Genomic DNA, 18,796 nt, shown 5'->3' with positions numbered 1-18,796 from the left:
TTTCCTTAACTAGGGGTTGGATTAAGCATAAACTACCAACCCCACCGTTTAGGGAAACCCCTATTTTACATCATCCCACATCCCAACCTTTAATGGGACCATTTAACCGTTAGCGGTCAACTTATCTCTATGAACCACCCAGACTTTGGCTCTCAGAGCCCTCTAATTCTTTAGATTCTGTCTCGTCACTATTGCCGATTTCAGAGTCCATGTTAGAGTCTGTGCTTTCATCTTCTTCTGAGTCTAGCATCTGGGGTTCTTCAGTCGCTGACCCATTCTCCAAATCTCCGTGCTCATGTGCTGCATAAACCGCAGAACCTAGCTCATAGAGCAAATTTTGGAAACTCTCAACTTGTCGTTGCATATCCCCTAAAGAGATTTTGGGGTCGTTAACTGCTTTCTTTAAAGCCGCTGCTTCCGTTCGGGTTCGCTCTTTAAGTTCATTGCTAATTGCTTTGGCATTGTTCTTTAATGTCACCTTACAATTATAGAACAGGGTCTGGGATTGATTTTTCAACTCGGCAATCAGTCTGTGGGCTTCGTCTTCCTCGGCGTAAAGCTCTGCCTCCTGTCGCATTCGCTCAATTTCCGTCTCGCTCAGTCCTCCGGTATTGGTGATTTGAATACTTTGCTCTCGGCTTGTGCCACGATCTATAGCAGATACTTTCAATATCCCATTAGCATCAATATCAAAAGACACCTCAATTTGTGGCACACCCCGTTTAGCCGGAGGAATGCCAGTCAGTAGGAACTTACCCAGGCTTTTGTTATCTTTAACCATGGCTCGTTCCCCTTGCAGCACATGAATTTCCACAGAGGTTTGTCCGTCGGTGGCGGTGGAGAACATCTGGGAACGACTGGTGGGAATGGTAGTATTGCGTTCGATGATTTTGGTGAACACTTCCCCTAGGGTTTCTAAACCCAGGGACAAAGGGGTGACATCCAAAAGCAGTAGGTCTTTGACTTCTCCTCCCAAAATCCCGGCTTGGATTGCTGCTCCTAGGGCTACCGCTTCATCAGGGTTAACAGAGCGATCGGGACTGCGATCGCCAAAATGTTTACTAATTGCTTGCTGTACTGCGGGAATTCTGGTTGAACCTCCCACCAAAATGATTTTATCAATCTCCTGGGGTTCTAAATCCGCATCTTTGAGCGCTTGGGTTACTGGTCCGAGGGTACTTTTTACCAAGTCTGCCACTAAAGTTTCAAATTCCGAGCGACTCAGTTCTAGTTCTAGGTGTTTTGGTCCTGAATCATCAGCACTGATGAATGGCAAATTAATCGAGGTTTTGCTGCGATTAGAAAGTTCGATCTTCGCTTTTTCCGCTGCTTCACGCATCCGTTGCAGAGCCATTTTGTCCGATATTAGATCAATCCCTTCTTGTTTTTTAAAGGTTTCTACCATCCACATCACCAGGCAATTATCAAAGTCATCCCCTCCTAGGTGGTTATTCCCAGATGTCGATCTTACCTCATAAATTCCATCTCCCAACTGGAGGATAGATACATCAAAAGTGCCTCCCCCTAAGTCAAACACCAGGATGGTTTGATCTTGGTCTTGTTTATCTAAACCATAAGATAGGGCTGCCGCCGTGGGTTCGTTGATGATACGCAACACATTTAAACCCGCAATGGTTCCAGCGTCCTTGGTGGCGTGGCGTTGAGCATCTGTGAAGTAAGCCGGAACTGTAATCACCGCTTGATCAATAGTTTCCCCTAAATAGGCTTCGGCATCTTCTTTGAGTTTTTGCAACACCATCGCCGATATTTCTTGCGGCGTGTAGACCTGATCACGAATTTTTACGTCTACTGTGTTATCTTTACCAGGGACGCACTTATAGGGAACTCGCGATCGCTCCACTTCCGTATCTTCCCAGCGCCTGCCAATAAATCGCTTAATGCTAAAGATGGTATTCTCGGCATTAGTCACAGCCTGTCGTTTACCAAGCTGACCAATTAAGCGATCACCATATTTACCAAAACCCACAATACTGGGTGTAGTCCGTCCCCCTTCTGAACTGGAAATAACTACAGGTTTACCCCCCTCCAGAACCGCCACACAACTATTAGTCGTACCTAAGTCGATGCCAATGACCTTTCCCATAGCTCCTCATCGATAAATTTGTGCAATGAATGGTAGAGCCATCCCCGTTCTAACATAAGAGCCTAGAAGCTAGACCCACTTACTACATAAGTCTACCCCCTTTCCCTGGCTGTATAACACTTAGGGCGCAGTAGTTGCGCCCATTGAGTTGATTTAGGCGATTAATCCTCAGAACCTTCTGCTGGTGGCTCCTCTGTGGTATCTGAGAGTTCTGGTTCTGTAGCTACTTTCACCATGGCATGACGTAAGACGCGATCGCCTAGTATATACCCCCGCATCAGTTCTTCAATGACTGTTCCCTCTGGATACTCGCTCGTCGGTTCGCGCATCACCGCCTCATGGAGATTAGGATCAAACGGTTCACCTTCCGGGCGCATGGGGGAGACTCCAATTTGTTTGAGACACTCCACCATCTGTTTATAAACCCCCTGATAGCTTTTGTGAATGTTCATTTCACCATCATTTTGGGGTTTAATGTGGGCTCTGGCTCGCTCAAAGTTATCGATCACTGGCAAAAGCTGCCCGATCGTGGAACACTTGATATTGAGTTCGAGGTCTTCTTTTTCCTTCTGTGTGCGCTTACGGAAGTTCTCAAAATCAGCAGCTAGTCGCTGATATTGACCCGTCATATCCATCAGTTGAGTCTGAAGGGACTCTCGCGCTTGGGCTATGGTCTGCAACTGCTCATTAAGCTGTTCATTGGCAATATAAATCGGATCGGAACTCAGTTCCGCGTCCGTAGCTTCCTCGCCATCATCAGCGATCGTTGCTTGCTCCAATGTTAAATCAGATTCAGTATCCGTCTGTTGATCAATCTGTTCAGACTCAACAGAACCCGGATCTGATGCTACAGGTTCTGTAGTCTCATCCGTTTTGTCACTTGTCGAATTAGGAACCATGTCTTCCTGCTTGTTATCGTCCATAATAGAAAATCGAGCGACGGCATCCCTAAGCCTACAGCCTAGGGAAAACTCCGCTCTCCGTTAACGTGCTTTCGTGTTCTTGATCCATTTTAATACTACAGGTGCGATTCGTTCAGCTATAAAATCGGGTTAAAATACCTCAAATCACCCCCTGGTCAAACTTTCATGCCCTCGGCTGCATATAATCACAATTACCCGGCGATCAGTTACCTTACCAAAGAAATTGTCTTGAGTACCACGGGGCAGGTGGGAACTTGGATAATAAATCCAAACCCTTGGGGAGATTTGACCTCTACTCTGGTTTGAGTAATCCTGCTAGAGCAAGTTAAGTCTATGAACGAAGAATCCTCGACCCTTTAGGGCGAGAAGTGTGAAAATCAAGCTATCACCGACGGAGGTAGGAAAACATATTCACCCGTTGGCAAGTTGAGCTAATGCACCAGGTAAATAGGGCGAATGTCCTCAGTCCCTAGTTGTGGATATAGCAGCAGCGGTTAAACTGTAAATCAACAGTGATACTTCCATACTCACCCAAGAAACTTTCCCAACTTTTTGGGGAAGCCTAGACATAAGGACTTGACTGCAGCTATGACCAATACATCATCCCCCCGGCGAACTGCTCTTGTTGCTCAAAGTGCAACTCCCTTTGGTAATAAATTGATTCAGTCAGGGTATATTGACCCTGAGCGACTACAGCAGGCTATTCAGGACTCTCGTGGCGGAAAACCTCTAACGGAGGTTCTCGAATCGATTACCGGTCAACCTCTACCCCCGGAATTAGCCCGTCACTATAAAAAACAACAGCTATTTGAGTTAAAAATTGTCTATGGGGTTGAGGCCTTTGACCTAGAAATAGATCAGATTTCGGTGGCTGAACTAGAAGAAATCATCAAAAAGCTGGAAACTTCTATTGAGACCTGCAAACGACATCGTTTTGTGCCTTGGAAAATCATCGAGTCGGAGCCAACTCCTAGCGTGATGATGGCAATGGTCGATCCAGATAACCTGAGTGCTTTGGATGAGTTGAGAAACCAAATCCTGCGTCCCAAAGGGTTTAAGCTAGAGCGACGGGTGATTACTCAAGAAGATTATGACAAACTGATCACAGCCTACGGTGAGGAGGAAGTTAAGCGCAAGCAAGTAGAAGCGGCTCGGGAAGAGGAAAGAAAACTCCAGTTTGGTGAGGGTGAGTTTGAGGATGTAGAACTGGTAGAAGCCTCCGAGGACATGGGGGACATGAACCTCGATGCACAACTACAAGAGGCGGAAACTGCACCAGTTATTAAGGCTGTGAATGTGATTCTGGCTAGAGCTCTGTCGGAGGGGGTTTCCGATATCCATGTGGAACCTCAAGAGCATGATATGCGGATTCGGATGCGTAAAGATGGGGTTTTGCAGGAGTATTTTACTTTCCCGAAAAAGGTGGTTTCTGCTATTACCTCCCGCTTTAAAATTATTGCGGATCTTGATATTGCTGAACGTCGCCAAGCTCAGGATGGTCGGATTCGTCGGATTTATCAGGGCCGGACGGTGGATTTTCGGGTCAATAGCCTGCCGAGTCGCTATGGGGAAAAGATTGTTCTGCGGATTCTTGATAGTTCTTCGACTCAATTGGGTTTGGATAAGTTGATCTCGGACCAGGAAACTTTGGAAATGGTCCGGGAAACTGCTAGTCGTCCTTTTGGGTTGATTTTGGTAACAGGACCTACGGGTTCTGGTAAATCTACGTCTTTGTATTCGGTTTTGGCAGAGCGCAATGATCCGGGTATTAATATTAGTACGGCGGAAGACCCCATTGAGTATGCTTTACCTGGTATTACCCAATGTCAGGTGATTCGAGAGAAAAATTTGACTTTTGCTAATATCCTGCGGGCATTCTTGCGACAAGACCCTGATGTTTTGCTGGTGGGGGAAACGCGGGATTTGGAAACTGCAAAAACTTCTATTGAAGCGGCTCTGACTGGACACTTGGTATTAACTACTCTTCACACTAATGACGCGGCGGGGGCGATCGCTCGTTTGGATGAGATGGGAGTTGAACCATTCATGGTCTCTGCGGCTCTGTTGGGTATCCTGGCTCAACGTTTGATGCGGCGGGTATGCACTGAATGTCGTATACCCTATACCCCTACTCCCCAAGAATTGGGTCGTTATGGTCTTTCTGCTTCTGGGGAGGTGGGTATTACTTTCTATAAGGCAAATACTGTTCCAGCAGATCAACGCCGGGAACTCGGCGATCGCGGCGAGTTATGTAAAAAATGTGGTGGTCTAGGCTATAAGGGCCGGGTTGGGGTTTATGAATTCCTTAAAGTAACGGAGCGGATGCAAATTCTGATTACTAAGGGAGCGCCCACTGAACAAATTAAGGAGGCTGCTGTTGAGGAAGGGATGAAAACTCTCTTAGCCTACAGTTTGCAGTTGGTGCGTGAAGGCCATACAACTTTTGAGGAGGTCGAACGGGTGACCTTTACAGATTCGGCTCTGGAATCAGAGTTGAAGGCTAAACGAAAGCAGGGTTTGACCTGTAAAGGATGTGGGGCGGAATTAAAGCCGGAATGGTTGGACTGTCCCTATTGTTTGACTCCTCGGTTTGCGATGTAGGGAGCCTTTGATGGTCTTTTCGTAGTTCACCACGAAAGTCTCGTGAAGCGCGAGAAATACTGGCTTGCTGGTTTTGGGGGCATCAAACCCTACTCAACCAGGGCTCCTATCCCTCCCCCACCTGTACCGATATGGGGGTTTCTCGGAGAGGATTTGATGAATCCCACAAAAAATCATTCACAATATAAGGAGGTGGCTAAGGATTAGAGAAAAATTCTGGCTATGTTACCCCTTGGGTATATTGGGATCATCCTAAGCGATCGATTTCAACTAACAACCAAAATTCCATTGGAGGTTTATCTATGCGTGGTTTGATGATTGAGGATGTTCTGGAGTCTTTGGTTGAACAAGGAGGCTCAGATATTCACATTCAAGCAGGAGCGCCTATCTTTTACCGCGTCAGCGGTAAACTGACTCCACAACCCCAATTTGGAGAAACTCTATCTGCTGAAGAGGTGCAGGTTTTGATTTTCCAGATGCTCAATAATATGCAGCGTAAGCAGTTGGAGCAAAACTGGGAACTAGACTGCGCCTATGGGGTTAAGGGACTGGCTCGGTTCCGGGTCAATGTCTATCGGGAACGGGGTTGCTGGGCCGCTTGTATGCGAGCTTTGGCTTCCCAAATTCCCAATGCTGATAAGTTGGGGGTTCCCCAAATCCTGCGAGATTTGACGGAAAGACCTCGTGGTATGGTTCTGGTGACGGGACAGACCGGTTCGGGTAAAACTACCACAATGGCGGCTTTACTTGACTTGATCAACCGTACACGCTCAGAACATATCCTGACTGTGGAAGATCCCATTGAGTATGTTTTCCCTAATGTTAAGAGTTTGTTTCACCAACGCCAAAAGGGTGAGGATACCAAGAGTTTTGCTAATGCTCTAAAAGCGGCTTTGCGTGAAGACCCAGATATTATTCTGGTGGGGGAAATGCGGGATTTGGAAACTATTGGTCTGGCAATATCGGCGGCAGAAACGGGTCACTTAGTATTTGGAACCTTGCACACTAACTCGGCTTCGGCAACAGTAGACCGGATGCTGGATGTATTCCCCCCTATTCAACAACCCCAGGTGCGGGCGCAAATGTCGGGTTCTCTGGTGGGGGTTTGTAGTCAAAACCTGGTACCGCGAATTGGCGGCGGTCGTTGTGCGGCTATGGAGATTATGCTTAATACTCCGGCTATGGGTAACTTGATTCGGGAAGGAAAAACTTCTCAAATTTACTCCCAGATCCAAATGGGGGCTAAATTGGGAATGCGGACTATGGAAATGTCTTTAGCACAACTTTATCAAGAGGGTAAGGTTACTTGGGAAGCTGCTATGAGTAAGAGTTCTAAACCTGATGAACTTGAACGGCTCATTGGTCCTCAGCCTAAGGCTGGTAAGAGTCAGAAGGTGAAAGCATAATCCCACAAAATTAGGTAGGTAAGCATCCTCACAAGGGAAAGTTTTTCAGCTCCCCCTGCTTGTACTCTCTCATACAAGTGGGGTGGTTCACTACCTTTTTTCGGATTGCTATAGTTGCGAATGTGGTGTGCTATGGGAGAATTACAAGTAGACAATTATATCTATATCAGTAGAGGTGAGATATGACAACTAATAAGATGGTCAAAAGCCACTCTCGAAAACAAGGCTTTGACTTCAAGAAATTAGAGGAAGACCTTAATGTAGCGATGGCATCGATTACGGTTAAGGATCTGGCGATATTTGCCCGTCAGTTTGCTGCTATGTTTAATGCGGGTATCTCGATGGCTCGCTGTTTAAGTGTGTTGGGAGAACAGTGTGAAAATGCCAAGCTAAAAAGGGCTATTAATACTCTGCGTGCTGATGTGGAGGAGGGGGAGGAATTATCATTGTCAATGAGGAAGTTTCCTGATGTGTTTGACCAGCTTTTTGTGAGTATGGTGTGGGCGGGAGAAACTGGGGGGGTTTTGGATGAAACTCTAGAACGTCTGGCGGTGATGATGGAAAAAAACCATAAAACTCAGAGTGAGATTAAGTCGGCAACTTCTTATCCGAAAACAGTATTGTTTATTGCGATAGCTGTGTTTTTTGGTATGGCTACATTTTTGCTGCCTACCTTTTCGGGTATTTTTGAGCAAATTGGGGTGGAGTTACCTCTGTTTACGGTGATGATGCTCAAAATTAGTGCTTTTTGTACGACTTGGCCACCTATTCCCCAAGCTATAGTAATTGGAGGATTGATTGGTATTTATTTTGCCTATACGGTGGCTTATAAAACTGACTCTGGGCGGTTATTTTTTGATAAGATTTACTTGAAACTGCCTCTGTTTGGTGCGATTCTGGAAAAGTCAGCGGTGGCGCGTTTCTGTATTATTTTTGGTAGTCTGACTCGTTCGGGTGTGCCGATTATGAACTCTATGGAAATTGTCCGCGATGTAGCTGGTAATCAGGCGATCGCTAATGCCATTGAGTATGCCAGAAATGAGATTCAACAGGGGGGATTAATCAGTCTGGCTTTACAGGAAGAAAATGTGTTCCCAGGTTTGGCAATTCAAATGATTGCGATCGGAGAAGAATCTGGGGAACTTGATAAAATGTTAATGAAAGTAGGGGCTTTCTATGAAACGGAAGTTGAGGAGGCGGTAAAATCTCTAACCAGTGCGCTAGAACCTTTAATGATTGTAGTAGTAGGGGGTATTGTGGCTTCTGTACTGCTGTCGATGTATCTGCCAATGTTTAAGGTGTTTGAGAGTTTATAAGTGCTACGACACCAAATCGCCGGGGAAATTAATTTCTCCTGTGGTCGGAAAAGATGTTACCAGGTTTTTAAAAAATGCCAGTTCAACAATCCCATTATGAAACTTTGCTGTCTGAATACAGCTATGCAAATACAATGATTAATCTTTTGCAACAGCATCGACCTTATTGGGAAATGATTCCCAGTCTGCGCCGCCCGGAAGAAAGTTTGATCACTCTGCCGCTACCTATTGTCAGGTTACGCAATGGTGTTTCCTATGCGGGGCATAATCATATTACTATTAGCCCAAATCAAGCTGTTTGTCTTCCCTGTGATATTGCGGTGTTGATGTGCGATCCAGAATGGAAGGTTAAAGTCGGCTCGGAAATATTGATTTTTATTCATAAACCCCACGAAGATCTTTCGGATTTACTGAGGCGGTGGAGATTAACTCAGGTTTACTTGGATAGTGGCTATGAATGGGTGATGCCTCATCATTACAGTTATTTGTATTCCCAAGAGGCTGAAAATATTTACCCCCTATTTGTGCTGTTTGCAGAAACTCCAGAACGGATTAAACGGGGTTTACAAGGGGCTCATCTTGCTTGTGTGGTGCAACATCCAAATATGACGGTTGATCCTTCAGAGGGACCAACTCTTGATGAGATTGATTTGGAAGAATACCAGCCTTGGCGTGGATTACCTGGAGAGAATCAATAAGTGGTTATTAATCAATCTTTGCTGTATAACATCCAATAAAATCAACGAATTTCAGTAAAATGCAAACTACTTTAGTAACTGACTCGAACTCCTATGAGGGGACTTATTGGAAGTGGCGCGATCAATTGATTTATTATGTCAGAGGAGGTTCAGCGGGTGAGGATGTGGCAACGACAAAGGTTGACCAACGCCCCTCTTTATTGTTGGTGCATGGGTTCGGTGCATCGACAGACCACTGGCGCAAGAATATTGAGGGATTAAGTTCTGAGTTTGATGTGTGGGCTATTGATTTGTTAGGGTTTGGGCGATCGGCTAAACCTGATTGGGAATATACTGGACAGTTGTGGCGCGATCAGCTTCATGATTTTATGACCGAGGTGATCGGACGGCCAACGGTTTTGGCGGGTAATTCGTTGGGGGGTTATGCTAGTCTGTGCGTGGCGGCGGATTATCCTGATGGGGTGGCGGGGTTGATTTTATTGAATAGTGCGGGTCCGTTTTCGGATACTCAGACTAAGATAGAACCGCCTACCTGGAAACAAAAGACCTCGAGAATGATGCGATCGCTCCTAATTCAGGACTGGACGACTTTTTTGGTTTTCCAATGGACTAGGCGACGTTCAGTAATTCGGAAAACTCTGCAAAAAGTTTATTTGGATCAAAGTGCTGTTACCGATCGCCTGGTGGAGGAAATATATCGTCCTTCCTGCACTCCCGGCGCGGCTAAGGTATTTGCATCGGTGTTTAAGAGTCGTCAGGGAGATCCGGTAGATGTTTTATTATCGCGTCTTCGCTGTCCACTGTTGATGTTATGGGGAGAAGGAGATCCTTGGATGAACTGTCGCGCGAGAAGCGATCGCTTTCGTGAATATTACCCCCAACTGACGGAATATTTTTTAAATGCTGGTCACTGTCCCCATGATGAAATACCCGAACAGGTCAACAACCTAATTCAAAATTGGGTTTTAGTTGACATACTCACCGGGCTGAAGCTACGGTGATTCTTGACACTTCGCGCTCGATGTGCTTGCAAGCCAGTCTTATCTTCCCTCTGTGTCCATTTAAGGTCGTGCCGATGCCCCATGCCGACCATTTCTATATTTCGGGCTGCATTTTCTATCTTATTCCCAAACTTTCACCAATAAAAACCCCGACCTAGGGAATTGGATCGGGGTACAGGGCAATTAAGCTAATTCTATGGGGATTATTACCGCATATCCCAGAGAGCCTTAAAAAGCGTCTCAGCTAGTTTCCTGGATGTGGCATTCCTGGCAGCCTTGAGCGCAGCCCCAGACACTTTGTTCCCTTTGTGGTATGCTCTAGTTACCCAATAAACTCTAAGCGAATGAGCCTCTGGAGATTTTGGTAGGCAATCGTAGGGGGTTGTCGCGATCGCACCCCCACCCGGTTTCTGTTCGCGATGAGTCCCCCTCTCGATTGCCCGGACAACAAACTGATGCAAGGTCGATCGCGTCTCTTTACTTCCCGTAAAACTACTACGAGTATCAGCCTTTCCAGATTGCACTTGAGTAGCCCCCAAACCACAAAGCTGTCGAAATCGTCTCATAGCCTTAGACTTGGGAAGGCATTTAAACATCTCATCAAACGGAACGCACCGAGTAAGTAGCCAGCCTCGTTCCCGGCAGCCAAAACCAAACTTGTCAAACACCCGATGGTAGCAATCAAACTCTGGTAGGTTCAGATAGCTTAGTAGCTCTTGCTCTACCATTGCCTCTGACTGATGCCACATACAAATCTGTTGGGCTAGTCGCGCTGTTACTTCACTAATCCCCGTGCCTTCCCCCGCCGCGATCGCCTTCGCGTATTCATTGTCAAACTTGGTTTTAATCCCTTTGGGAATTTCCCAACTACCTTGGGAAGTCCAGCCACAAGCCCAACCCCACCACGCCGGCAGTTTGTCCGGGTCTAATTTCCCAGATTCTTTTTTAACTCTAACTTTTGCTTTGGCTGGAAACTCATAGACCAGTCGAGACTTGGCTTGGTTTATCGTTTGGGTGCGGGGCTTGTTGAATGACCCAATATCTCTTAGGCATTGTTCAATTTTCGCTACTTCTGGCGGCCGCTCCCTTACCCAATACCTGCGATCGTAGGCAATTTGGTAATGCTGGAAGTATGTGGCAACCATGAGCAAAGCATCGTAGGGGTCAGACTTGTTAGACGTTCCCCCATAGCTTTTCCGAGTGTCCTTAATCATCGTCTGATCTACTTTCAGCACAGGGATTCCCTCCCGATGTAAGCAGTCAATCCAGAATCTGCTATAAGTTCGGGTCGGCTCTAATATCACCACAGACGGCTCCAAAGACACAAGAAACTGGATAGACTTTGCATTTGCTTCTAGCTTTCGGTGGCACTCAGCAAATGCGGGAGACTCGTAAAAATCCCGCAACGCACCCGCTGGCATAAATTCTAGCCACACGGCATCGCACCACGATGAGCTAACATCAAGGCCTACAATTAAACTATTCATTTTTAACCTCTAGTGTTGTGGTTAATCGTTCCCACGAAGCTGTTACGGCTCTCGCCCATTCTATCTGGGGGAACAAATCTCCCTAGAATCTAGCCGGGGTTGGAACCCGGCTAGAAGCAATTATTGACTTCTGCCCCCAGTAACAGGTTGGGGAGGGAAACCTCCCATTTCAATTCGGGGGGGCTAGTTATCAATGCGGTGGGAATCACCCGGTTATCCGCGACTTCCCCCCAGGTGTGAGGGGAAAGTTTCGTCCTTTACCGGCTAGGACTCATCAGGCGGTGAAATCTAGATTTTCTAAAGCTGATAGTGTATATTCCAAGTCTGCATAAATTTGATTGTGATACATTTCAAGCTGCATTGCATAATTATGCACATCTTGGAATCGTTCATCATTAGAGATAAAATCGATAACTCTTAGGTGAGTAATGGTGTTATCAATTTCCATTTTGGCTTTAATTAAACAGTTCGAGAAAGAGACTGCCTCTCGTGTCAAATCGACCCACGCGCAAAGAGAATTTTCATCCTCGCCAAACAAGTGACCAGGAAAATCCGCTGATGTTTTTTGTCCAAGCGGTGAAACCCGCTAGGCGAATTGGCGGCCTCGGCTTTTGGTTTGACCATAGGCTTTTTACCTATATATAGGGTGTGCTTTTGCGATCGCCTGACCAACCCCAAGGCGATCGCATAAATCTACCAGCTTCCCCGCTCTCAACATCCGGCTTTTTACCTATCGCGCTCGAATAATGGAAAACCCGCAGCACACTGTACGGGGAAAACAAGAAGTCAGTCTCGATGACGTTAACGGAAACAGCTGTCGGGCTACTGGATCAGATGGCTATGGAGCTAAATCTGAATCGGTCCGAATTGGTGGAACAGATTGCCAGGGGGATAATTTCCAGTCAAGCGGGGAAAGTGTCCCCGGAACAGGCGGGAAAATTCTAGACCTGTTGGAGGAGTTGTTTGCTGGTTTCCATGAGTATGTCAAAAGCCATGAGGCTCGATTAGAGCAAAGACTGCAAGCAAACCGAGACTATCAATCTCAAATGAAAAAACAAATGGAGAACATCCGACAGGAGATTCTCCAACAGGTCTCTAAATAAATTGAGCGCCCCTCGTGCCCACGGGGGGTGCTTTCTATTTTGGCACGCAGTTAAACCCTCAACAAATAGACAATCCATGGCACAACATCTTTCTAACCCTCAAACTGTCACCGGTGAAAAGGCGATCGCTAATAAAGTCACCGATTCCGTCACCCTGGGTGACGCAAAAGTTAAAAATTTAAACGCGCCGTTACGCGCGATCGCTCATAACCCGACCGACACAACCCCAAGCGTTCCCCCGGAAGTGCTGGAACTTCAGTCCAAAGTGCTGGAACTTCAGTCCTAAGTGCTGGAACTACGAGAACTTATCGGGAGGAATTATGCAGCCTTCTGTCAAGTCGCCCGTCATGTTGATGTGGCGATCGCCCTAATTCATGAAAACCGTCCCTTTCTAGCGAGGCTTTTCTTGGTTCGCAGCATAGCCAAAAACTCACAATCGATACTTTTGGCTATAAATAGTCGAACGATACCTGGGGAAGATGATGATAGGGGGTCAGGCCGATGAAGGGAAAATCTAAGTCACCGGGGCAGCTTTCCCTCTCAATTCCGTCACCCTGGGTGACGGATTCTGAAAGTGTAGAACCATTCGATCCTTTTTGGGATGATATGGCTGTCTTGAAACATCTTAGGGACTGTCCCAATCAAGACCACAAACAACTCGCCCAATCCACTGATATCCCGGTGTCTCGTGTAGTCAAGTCTCTGGAAAGGTTACGCGAGAAAGGTAAGGTTAAGTATTTGGGATGGATAGCCGTCACCCTGGGTGACGAAAATTTATCCCCGGTGAACACTTTTCAGAGCGATCGCCTAACTGTTCGCTGGAAAGCTAAGTCAACCGCCCAAGACACCAACGGGAATAAATATGCTTACCTATATAGGGGAAAAAAGCAGGTTTGTTACCTTGCCGGCCCCCATCTATCGGAAAAAGCTAAAGCGATCGCCAACCAAGTAGAACAGTGGATCGAGTCCGGCTTGTCTCTCGAAACTATCCTAGAAAAACTTCCCGCACTTAAATCGGGTGGTTGGAAATCCCCAGATAGCAACTCCTAAATTTTCCACAGGGGGAGACTTTACTCCCCCGAAAAATTTTATGATTTCACAGAAAAATCAATGAGCATTTTTCAACCCTAAACAGCGCTATTTGCTACTGTAAAATGGTTAGCGCCGTTGGCTGTGTGTAAGAGTCTTTGATGTTTTAGACAAAATACCAAGCAGCCCGGTTTAGTGCTAAAATTGGCGGAATCTAGGGCAGTTACTTCTCGATCTGTGTTTGGCTAGTAGCACCCACTTTCCTCTGATGTCTGGCAACCTTAAGTCATCGACTGCCTTAGATTTCATCGATCGCGTCTCGGATTTTTTGAGGATCAGCATCAATGTAGCGCTGCAAAGATGCCATAGATTTGTGACCTGTGATAGCCATGATGGTTCTGGTATTGACTCCCTTGTTATAAAGTTTGGTAATGAAAGTGCGGCGGTAACTGTGAAGCGAGTAACCCTCATTTTGTAAACCCAGTTGAGCGATCGCTTTCCGGTGAAAAGAGTCGAACGCTTGAACTGTCACGGGCTTGGATATATCAGATGGGCTGGGAAATAGAAAATCGCCGCCACCGATGCGGTAGGTTCCAAGAATCTCTCTAAGTTTTTGGGAGATGGGAACTTGGCGGACTCCCCCATCTTTCCCGCCCGATCGCTTTCTAGTTTCAGACCGAAAAGTTATTTCTGGCAGGACAATGTGGGAAGCTGGGGAAACATAAACATCAGGGACTCGTAGTAACCTCACCGCTCCTACTCGTTCACCGGTGTACATCAAGATGGCAAGTAAAGTTTGCTGCCAGGGATATTTACAGCGTTTGATTATCTTGTCGGCGATCGCATCAGGAATGATTGATGCTTTACCAATGCGGTTTTTTTTCATGAATTCGTGTCTGTAGGGAATTTCCCCCAGTTGCCTAGCCGACGAGGTAAAGCGATCGGCTTACCTATATGACTATTGTAGGGTTCGGGCGGGGAGAATATTAGTTTTCGCGCCGACTTGGGGGAAAGTTTGGCGGCGAGCGATCGGATCAGCCTTCTCTATATTTGTTTACTAACCGGTAATACTCTCCCCTATTTTTGTGAATTTACCAATCCTCCCATGGTAAAAACTGCGTTATCTCAAATTCTCCCCCTTGTTTTGGGTCTGTGCTGTTGGGCGTGTAACTGCAACGGCAAAGTCCTAATCCGGGAGCTAAAAAAGAACCTTCAGCTTTAAACAGCAAAATATAGCGAGACAGAGTAGGAGTCAGATTAAAAGCTCCCCCTGTGTCAGGAACTGTAATAACAGAGCATCGATTTGTTATCCATTTTTCAAGATTATCTATGTCAATATGTGAACTCAAAACATTAGAAAACAATGCAACTTGAGATATTGCCATCCACATGGTTTCACGAGGACATAGTAAAATCTCGATATTAGTTCCTTCCTTGATAACAGACGTAGAAATTCCGTCATTCCCAATGTAGGCATAAAGATTATGGGTAATATTAAAAACATATTGTTTACCGGGCAAAAAAGCATCAAATTGCCAGGCTCTAACTGCTCCCTCTGTTGTAGTCCACGTTCCCCAGAACCTATTATAAGTATCTACGTCATCATAATTAACTTGAGAATCAGAACTTATAAACGATGGAAGTTTGTTTATATTGGAATCTAAGGAAATAAACGGTCTAATTGATAAATCTGGGATAGGCATATCGTCCTCGATTTCGCTTCCTATGTTGTAGTCAATTTCCGTATCTTGGCGCACCCAGATAGAGAGAATCTGAGTTGTGGGGCTGCTTGCTAAAACACCAATCCCCCCATCACTCCCATCGGAGTAGAAGCCATTTTCAAAAACAGGTAAGGATAAATCAGACCCTACCCACCGAATAGAAAAAGGATTGTCGGCTTGGATGGTGATTTCCCGACGGACTAATAATGGCGTGGCGGGGACTATTTCAATCTCTTCCCCTGCGGTGAGTTGAAAATAACCTGACTTAATATGGCGATAATAAGCGCCGCCGCCCCCGCCACCGGTAGGACGCATTGCCAATCGAATCGGCATTTATCGTAGAATAAAAATAACCACTTCTATTGTCTCACATGAACATCACTCCGGGAGTCTATCCTGATTTTTCCGAAACCACATTAGAAGCCTTAACCTTAGCTATGGGGCGGCGATTGCTACAAAGGCAAAAAAACCTGACGATTAACTTCACAGGAAAAGACGTTATGGATTTAACTCTCAATGAAGAGGATTCTGTTGTCAACCTGGATATTGACGAGCTAGAAACTTATATAGAAGGTGGCGCGATTAAAGTCCAAGAGCCGTTGTTGATGCCTTTGAACCCGGTATAGGCAGTTACCCCTTTAACCAAACCAATTTAGCTAGTGCTTTACTGCATTTAGTTGTACATCAACACATAGCAGAATTTAGTTTCGAGCTAAACCCCGAACCCGCCAAACAACATTGTGATTTTTCTATCCGACCTAACGTTAGGGGAAATGGAACTTATCCATTAATATGCACCATCACTTTAACAGACTATCCCGTAATCATTGACTACACTAATGGTATGACTTCAACCGCACAACCATACTTATTGACACCTTAAACTATGGCAGAAAATCGCTGTTCAGAAACCGACACATTTTCATTTGAAATTAATCAAAGTAATGCCAGTAATTATGTTAATGACCCATTAACACTTGGGGCTGTTTCTAGTGCCGTTAATTCAATATCTGCCAATATTGACCCTAGATGGCTATGGCGTGCTAATGTTTTCCTAGAAAGTCTCACCGCCTCAGTTTGGTGTCCAAGTTTTCCCCGGTCTCCTTATCCTGAATTTTACCCAGAGGATTCGGCGGCAGAAAGAGCAGCTAAATTAATGAAATTAGAGAGTAACCATCCTAAATTTGGGCTGCAATTGCTTAGAAGGAAAAGCGCCACAGGTCCATGGATTGAGGCAGCTTGTCCTATCATTCAAAATCGAGGAAGGCGGTTTTATGTTCCTCTAATTAATCCTTACTTAACAGCAAACGAGGTTAAAATATTTGGTAGATTTGACCGGTTGGGTGTAAGTTTTAAGGATTATGGCGATGGAATATTAGGGGGCGGTTCAATAACTAGCAATCGCATCTATGACACTCTTTACATTGAGGGGGAATATAGAGTAGAATTAGATTTAATATTGATGGCTAAACGTCCGGCTAATACAGTGATGAATACAGTCACTGTAAGCCCTAATCCCATGTTAATAGCCCCCGCTAATCTAAGCCGTGCTTATTTTGAAATCCAAAATCAGGGAGAAATTGAGCTCCTTTGGGGCTTTGGAACATTGGGGAGTAACGCGACAAGCCATCCGTTCAAAATGCCACCCGGCCAGATTTATTATCCAGGTAATGTAGCCGGATTTATACCAACTGACGCGATATGGGCAAAAGTAAAAGAGGGAACGACAACTGTTCTGATTATGGAGAGTTATTATCAATGACCACAGCTTTATATAGCAGTGAAAAACCCCAGGATTTAGGTCATCTACCAGCGGGACAATATGAACTGGCTGCAGTTAATTTGTGGGATAGTAATTTATCATCAATGCTTTATGCTAAAAAGGTGATATACAAGCGCCACTTTTTGCTTCCCGGTTCTCCATCTGATGCTTTTCCTTTCATTCGAGAGTTAAAAGCCTTGGCTAATGTTCCCATACAATACAGGACAATTAATGAATTTCCGAAAACGGATCGACAAACAACTAAAACAGATTCAAGCAGTAGGGGGGACTATCGTTTTCTTGTTGAGCAATGGTTAGAGAGAATTGAGTATCTATGCCAAACTTTTGATTTTTTAGAAGTGTTGCCAGTCACTGCCATGTTAAGGTCTTGGAGAAGCCCGTATCTGCCTAATGCTTATTTTATGCTAAAAAAACGGGAAACGATTAATTCGGTTTCTTTGGAAGCGATCGAGGCGATGGAACCAGAATGGCTGACTGATAATCGGGTGTTGTCTGAGGAGGGATGGAGGCAATTATTTATTAATTGGGATGAGGAATCTTTGTAATGAGAGAGGTAGAAGAGCGTAGCCGAAGGGTGAAAGACATTGTTAGGAATCGCAACTACCGGCAAGCTGTAGATGTAATAGAAAGAGAGGTCAAAAGATTAGAAGCAGACGACAAACCCAGGGCTAGAGTAAGGATTCCCCGTGATGACGGGGATATTGATATAGACGTTGGAGGAATGGTTGATTTTGCCCGGTCGATGTTGCCCAAAGCAAGCATAGAAGCTGAGGATTTACAGGATGGTGGAACTAGGAGAGGGATAAAAACCGAAAAGATTGGCAGCACGGCTCGCGGATTTGTAGACCTTGATGAAGATGGAAACCCCAAAGGTTTTGGGGGAACAATTGACAGTATCAACGATGCAAATGTCTCGGTTTACCTTGGGGAATGCGAGCAATCGATGAGCGTAACTATTGGGGGGAAAACGGTTACCTTTGCTAGAAATGTTTGTGAAGATGATAAAGATGAGGGAGCAGACGATAATAAAGGCGGCGGTGATGAAGATAAAGGAGATGAAAGCGATGCAGGTAGGGTTGATTTAGGCATTTCCGGTCCCCCTCCAGGTTATACTGGTTGGCTTTGTATGGCTTACTGGGCACATATTCGGGTTTTTCAAACAGATCCTATAAAAAGCCAGTATGCAGATTTAGTTGAGTCATTCGCCGGGAAAAGTTTTAAAAATTTCGGATCTGACATAGAGTTGAACATTTCAATGTATAGCGCCCCTTATATTTCTGCCCCTTTAGTCAATTTAGGTTATACAAATCCAGGCTCCATTACCGCGTTTAGAAGGAAACTGCAGGAGGAAGAGGGGTTCTTACATTCTTCTACTACAATAAAAGAGAGAATATCAGTAACAAAACTGGGGAAATTCGCTAAAGAGAGTTCTCCACGCTATTTTGCTACATCTACCAACCTAGGTCATGACGGGTATTATACCGTTGATTCTATTGCGGCTCCCTGGGTTGCTAATCCAAATGCGGAAGGGTAACCGAAACTTTATGAACATTACTGGATTATTAGACACATTCATCAAATAGGATCGTACTCCAGATATCACCCAGTTTATCCCTGTAAATGG

Annotated in this window: 19 protein-coding genes; 13 read left to right on the top strand and 6 right to left on the bottom strand. The window is 45.4% G+C overall.

The window, feature by feature from the left end:
• Positions 1–127: 127 nt before the first annotated feature.
• Positions 128–2,104, bottom strand: coding sequence for a molecular chaperone DnaK (gene dnaK / locus N39L_RS07595; RefSeq protein ID WP_014274816.1), 1,977 nt, complete (start codon positions 2,102–2,104; stop codon positions 128–130).
• A 161-nt stretch (positions 2,105–2,265) separates the two neighbouring features.
• The gene (grpE, locus tag N39L_RS07590) at positions 2,266–3,027 is read right to left on the bottom strand and encodes a nucleotide exchange factor GrpE (RefSeq protein WP_006620080.1); all 762 of its coding nucleotides are present in this window, start codon (positions 3,025–3,027) and stop codon (positions 2,266–2,268) included.
• A 588-nt stretch (positions 3,028–3,615) separates the two neighbouring features.
• On the opposite strand from grpE, the gene N39L_RS07585 reads away from it, so the two are divergent.
• From N39L_RS07585 to N39L_RS07565, 5 genes are all read left to right on the top strand, one after another.
• Positions 3,616–5,628: a GspE/PulE family protein gene (locus tag N39L_RS07585; RefSeq protein ID WP_014274814.1), complete on the top strand. Its 2,013-nt coding sequence runs from the start codon at positions 3,616–3,618 to the stop codon at positions 5,626–5,628.
• Positions 5,629–5,930: 302 nt separating this feature from the next.
• Complete coding sequence (locus N39L_RS07580) at positions 5,931–7,034, top strand: type IV pilus twitching motility protein PilT (RefSeq protein ID WP_006620082.1); 1,104 nt, start codon at positions 5,931–5,933, stop codon at positions 7,032–7,034.
• A gap of 182 nt (positions 7,035–7,216) precedes the next feature.
• The gene (locus N39L_RS07575) at positions 7,217–8,350 is read left to right on the top strand and encodes a type II secretion system F family protein (RefSeq protein ID WP_014274812.1); all 1,134 of its coding nucleotides are present in this window, start codon (positions 7,217–7,219) and stop codon (positions 8,348–8,350) included.
• Positions 8,351–8,424: 74 nt separating this feature from the next.
• Positions 8,425–9,048 carry a hypothetical protein gene (locus N39L_RS07570; RefSeq protein ID WP_006620084.1) on the top strand — a complete coding sequence of 208 codons (624 nt, stop codon included), beginning with the start codon at positions 8,425–8,427 and terminating at the stop codon, positions 9,046–9,048.
• A 59-nt stretch (positions 9,049–9,107) separates the two neighbouring features.
• The gene (locus N39L_RS07565; protein WP_006620085.1) at positions 9,108–10,049 is read left to right on the top strand and encodes an alpha/beta fold hydrolase; all 942 of its coding nucleotides are present in this window, start codon (positions 9,108–9,110) and stop codon (positions 10,047–10,049) included.
• A 206-nt stretch (positions 10,050–10,255) separates the two neighbouring features.
• Here the strand turns inward: N39L_RS07565 and N39L_RS07560 are convergent, their stop codons facing one another.
• Positions 10,256–11,536: an IS110 family transposase gene (locus N39L_RS07560; protein WP_014274811.1), complete on the bottom strand. Its 1,281-nt coding sequence runs from the start codon at positions 11,534–11,536 to the stop codon at positions 10,256–10,258.
• A gap of 274 nt (positions 11,537–11,810) precedes the next feature.
• Positions 11,811–12,032, bottom strand: coding sequence for a hypothetical protein (locus N39L_RS07555; RefSeq protein ID WP_126277461.1), 222 nt, complete (start codon positions 12,030–12,032; stop codon positions 11,811–11,813).
• A 250-nt stretch (positions 12,033–12,282) separates the two neighbouring features.
• On the opposite strand from N39L_RS07555, the gene N39L_RS07550 reads away from it, so the two are divergent.
• The 4 genes from N39L_RS07550 (at position 12,283) to N39L_RS07535 (ending at position 13,689) form a co-directional block, all read left to right on the top strand.
• Positions 12,283–12,639: a hypothetical protein gene (locus tag N39L_RS07550; RefSeq protein ID WP_014274810.1), complete on the top strand. Its 357-nt coding sequence runs from the start codon at positions 12,283–12,285 to the stop codon at positions 12,637–12,639.
• Positions 12,640–12,715: 76 nt separating this feature from the next.
• On the top strand, positions 12,716–12,925 hold the full coding sequence (locus tag N39L_RS07545) for a hypothetical protein (RefSeq protein WP_014274809.1): 210 nt from the start codon (positions 12,716–12,718) through the stop codon (positions 12,923–12,925).
• Positions 12,926–13,144, top strand: coding sequence for a hypothetical protein (locus N39L_RS07540; protein WP_014274808.1), 219 nt, complete (start codon positions 12,926–12,928; stop codon positions 13,142–13,144).
• A 53-nt stretch (positions 13,145–13,197) separates the two neighbouring features.
• Positions 13,198–13,689 carry a winged helix-turn-helix domain-containing protein gene (locus tag N39L_RS07535; RefSeq protein ID WP_231852120.1) on the top strand — a complete coding sequence of 164 codons (492 nt, stop codon included), beginning with the start codon at positions 13,198–13,200 and terminating at the stop codon, positions 13,687–13,689.
• Between the two features lie 277 nt (positions 13,690–13,966).
• Here N39L_RS07535 and N39L_RS07530 read toward each other — a convergent pair whose 3' ends face one another.
• Both N39L_RS07530 and N39L_RS07525 read right to left on the bottom strand, forming a co-directional pair.
• The gene (locus N39L_RS07530; RefSeq protein ID WP_014274806.1) at positions 13,967–14,554 is read right to left on the bottom strand and encodes a tyrosine-type recombinase/integrase; all 588 of its coding nucleotides are present in this window, start codon (positions 14,552–14,554) and stop codon (positions 13,967–13,969) included.
• A gap of 205 nt (positions 14,555–14,759) precedes the next feature.
• Entirely contained in the window at positions 14,760–15,722 is a 963-nt protein-coding gene (locus N39L_RS07525) for a hypothetical protein (protein ID WP_014274805.1), read from the bottom strand.
• A 38-nt stretch (positions 15,723–15,760) separates the two neighbouring features.
• Between N39L_RS07525 and N39L_RS07520 the strand changes: the two genes are divergently transcribed.
• The 4 genes from N39L_RS07520 (at position 15,761) to N39L_RS07505 (ending at position 18,706) form a co-directional block, all read left to right on the top strand.
• A complete protein-coding gene (locus N39L_RS07520) occupies positions 15,761–16,015 on the top strand; it encodes a hypothetical protein (protein WP_014274804.1) in 255 nt (84 codons plus the stop codon).
• 260 nt (positions 16,016–16,275) lie between these two features.
• Entirely contained in the window at positions 16,276–17,151 is an 876-nt protein-coding gene (locus N39L_RS07515; protein WP_014274803.1) for a hypothetical protein, read from the top strand.
• Positions 17,148–17,717, top strand: a complete 570-nt coding sequence (locus N39L_RS07510) for a hypothetical protein (protein WP_014274802.1) — start codon at positions 17,148–17,150, stop codon at positions 17,715–17,717. Before N39L_RS07515 ends, N39L_RS07510 begins: the two co-directional genes overlap by 4 nt.
• Positions 17,717–18,706: a hypothetical protein gene (locus N39L_RS07505; protein ID WP_014274801.1), complete on the top strand. Its 990-nt coding sequence runs from the start codon at positions 17,717–17,719 to the stop codon at positions 18,704–18,706. The genes N39L_RS07510 and N39L_RS07505 overlap by 1 nt, the downstream gene beginning before the upstream one ends.
• The last annotated feature ends 90 nt before the right edge of the window (positions 18,707–18,796 follow it).

Origin of the sequence: Limnospira platensis NIES-39, assembly GCF_026000695.1 — a bacterium.
In the GTDB taxonomy this organism is placed as follows: domain Bacteria; phylum Cyanobacteriota; class Cyanobacteriia; order Cyanobacteriales; family Microcoleaceae; genus Limnospira; species Limnospira platensis.
The sequence above is the reverse complement of the archived record's forward strand: the minus strand, read 5'-3'. Positions and strand labels throughout refer to the sequence as shown.

Coding starts and splice junctions, on each gene's coding strand:
- dnaK (WP_014274816.1), bottom strand. CDS start 2,104: ATGGGAAAGGTCATTGGCATCGACTTAGGTACGACTAATAGTTGTGTG.
- grpE (WP_006620080.1), bottom strand. CDS start 3,027: ATGGACGATAACAAGCAGGAAGACATGGTTCCTAATTCGACAAGTGAC.
- N39L_RS07585 (WP_014274814.1), top strand. CDS start 3,616: ATGACCAATACATCATCCCCCCGGCGAACTGCTCTTGTTGCTCAAAGT.
- N39L_RS07580 (WP_006620082.1), top strand. CDS start 5,931: ATGCGTGGTTTGATGATTGAGGATGTTCTGGAGTCTTTGGTTGAACAA.
- N39L_RS07575 (WP_014274812.1), top strand. CDS start 7,217: ATGACAACTAATAAGATGGTCAAAAGCCACTCTCGAAAACAAGGCTTT.
- N39L_RS07570 (WP_006620084.1), top strand. CDS start 8,425: ATGCCAGTTCAACAATCCCATTATGAAACTTTGCTGTCTGAATACAGC.
- N39L_RS07565 (WP_006620085.1), top strand. CDS start 9,108: ATGCAAACTACTTTAGTAACTGACTCGAACTCCTATGAGGGGACTTAT.
- N39L_RS07560 (WP_014274811.1), bottom strand. CDS start 11,536: ATGAATAGTTTAATTGTAGGCCTTGATGTTAGCTCATCGTGGTGCGAT.
- N39L_RS07550 (WP_014274810.1), top strand. CDS start 12,283: ATGGAAAACCCGCAGCACACTGTACGGGGAAAACAAGAAGTCAGTCTC.
- N39L_RS07545 (WP_014274809.1), top strand. CDS start 12,716: ATGGCACAACATCTTTCTAACCCTCAAACTGTCACCGGTGAAAAGGCG.
- N39L_RS07530 (WP_014274806.1), bottom strand. CDS start 14,554: ATGAAAAAAAACCGCATTGGTAAAGCATCAATCATTCCTGATGCGATC.
- N39L_RS07525 (WP_014274805.1), bottom strand. CDS start 15,722: ATGCCGATTCGATTGGCAATGCGTCCTACCGGTGGCGGGGGCGGCGGC.
- N39L_RS07520 (WP_014274804.1), top strand. CDS start 15,761: ATGAACATCACTCCGGGAGTCTATCCTGATTTTTCCGAAACCACATTA.
- N39L_RS07515 (WP_014274803.1), top strand. CDS start 16,276: ATGGCAGAAAATCGCTGTTCAGAAACCGACACATTTTCATTTGAAATT.
- N39L_RS07510 (WP_014274802.1), top strand. CDS start 17,148: ATGACCACAGCTTTATATAGCAGTGAAAAACCCCAGGATTTAGGTCAT.
- N39L_RS07505 (WP_014274801.1), top strand. CDS start 17,717: ATGAGAGAGGTAGAAGAGCGTAGCCGAAGGGTGAAAGACATTGTTAGG.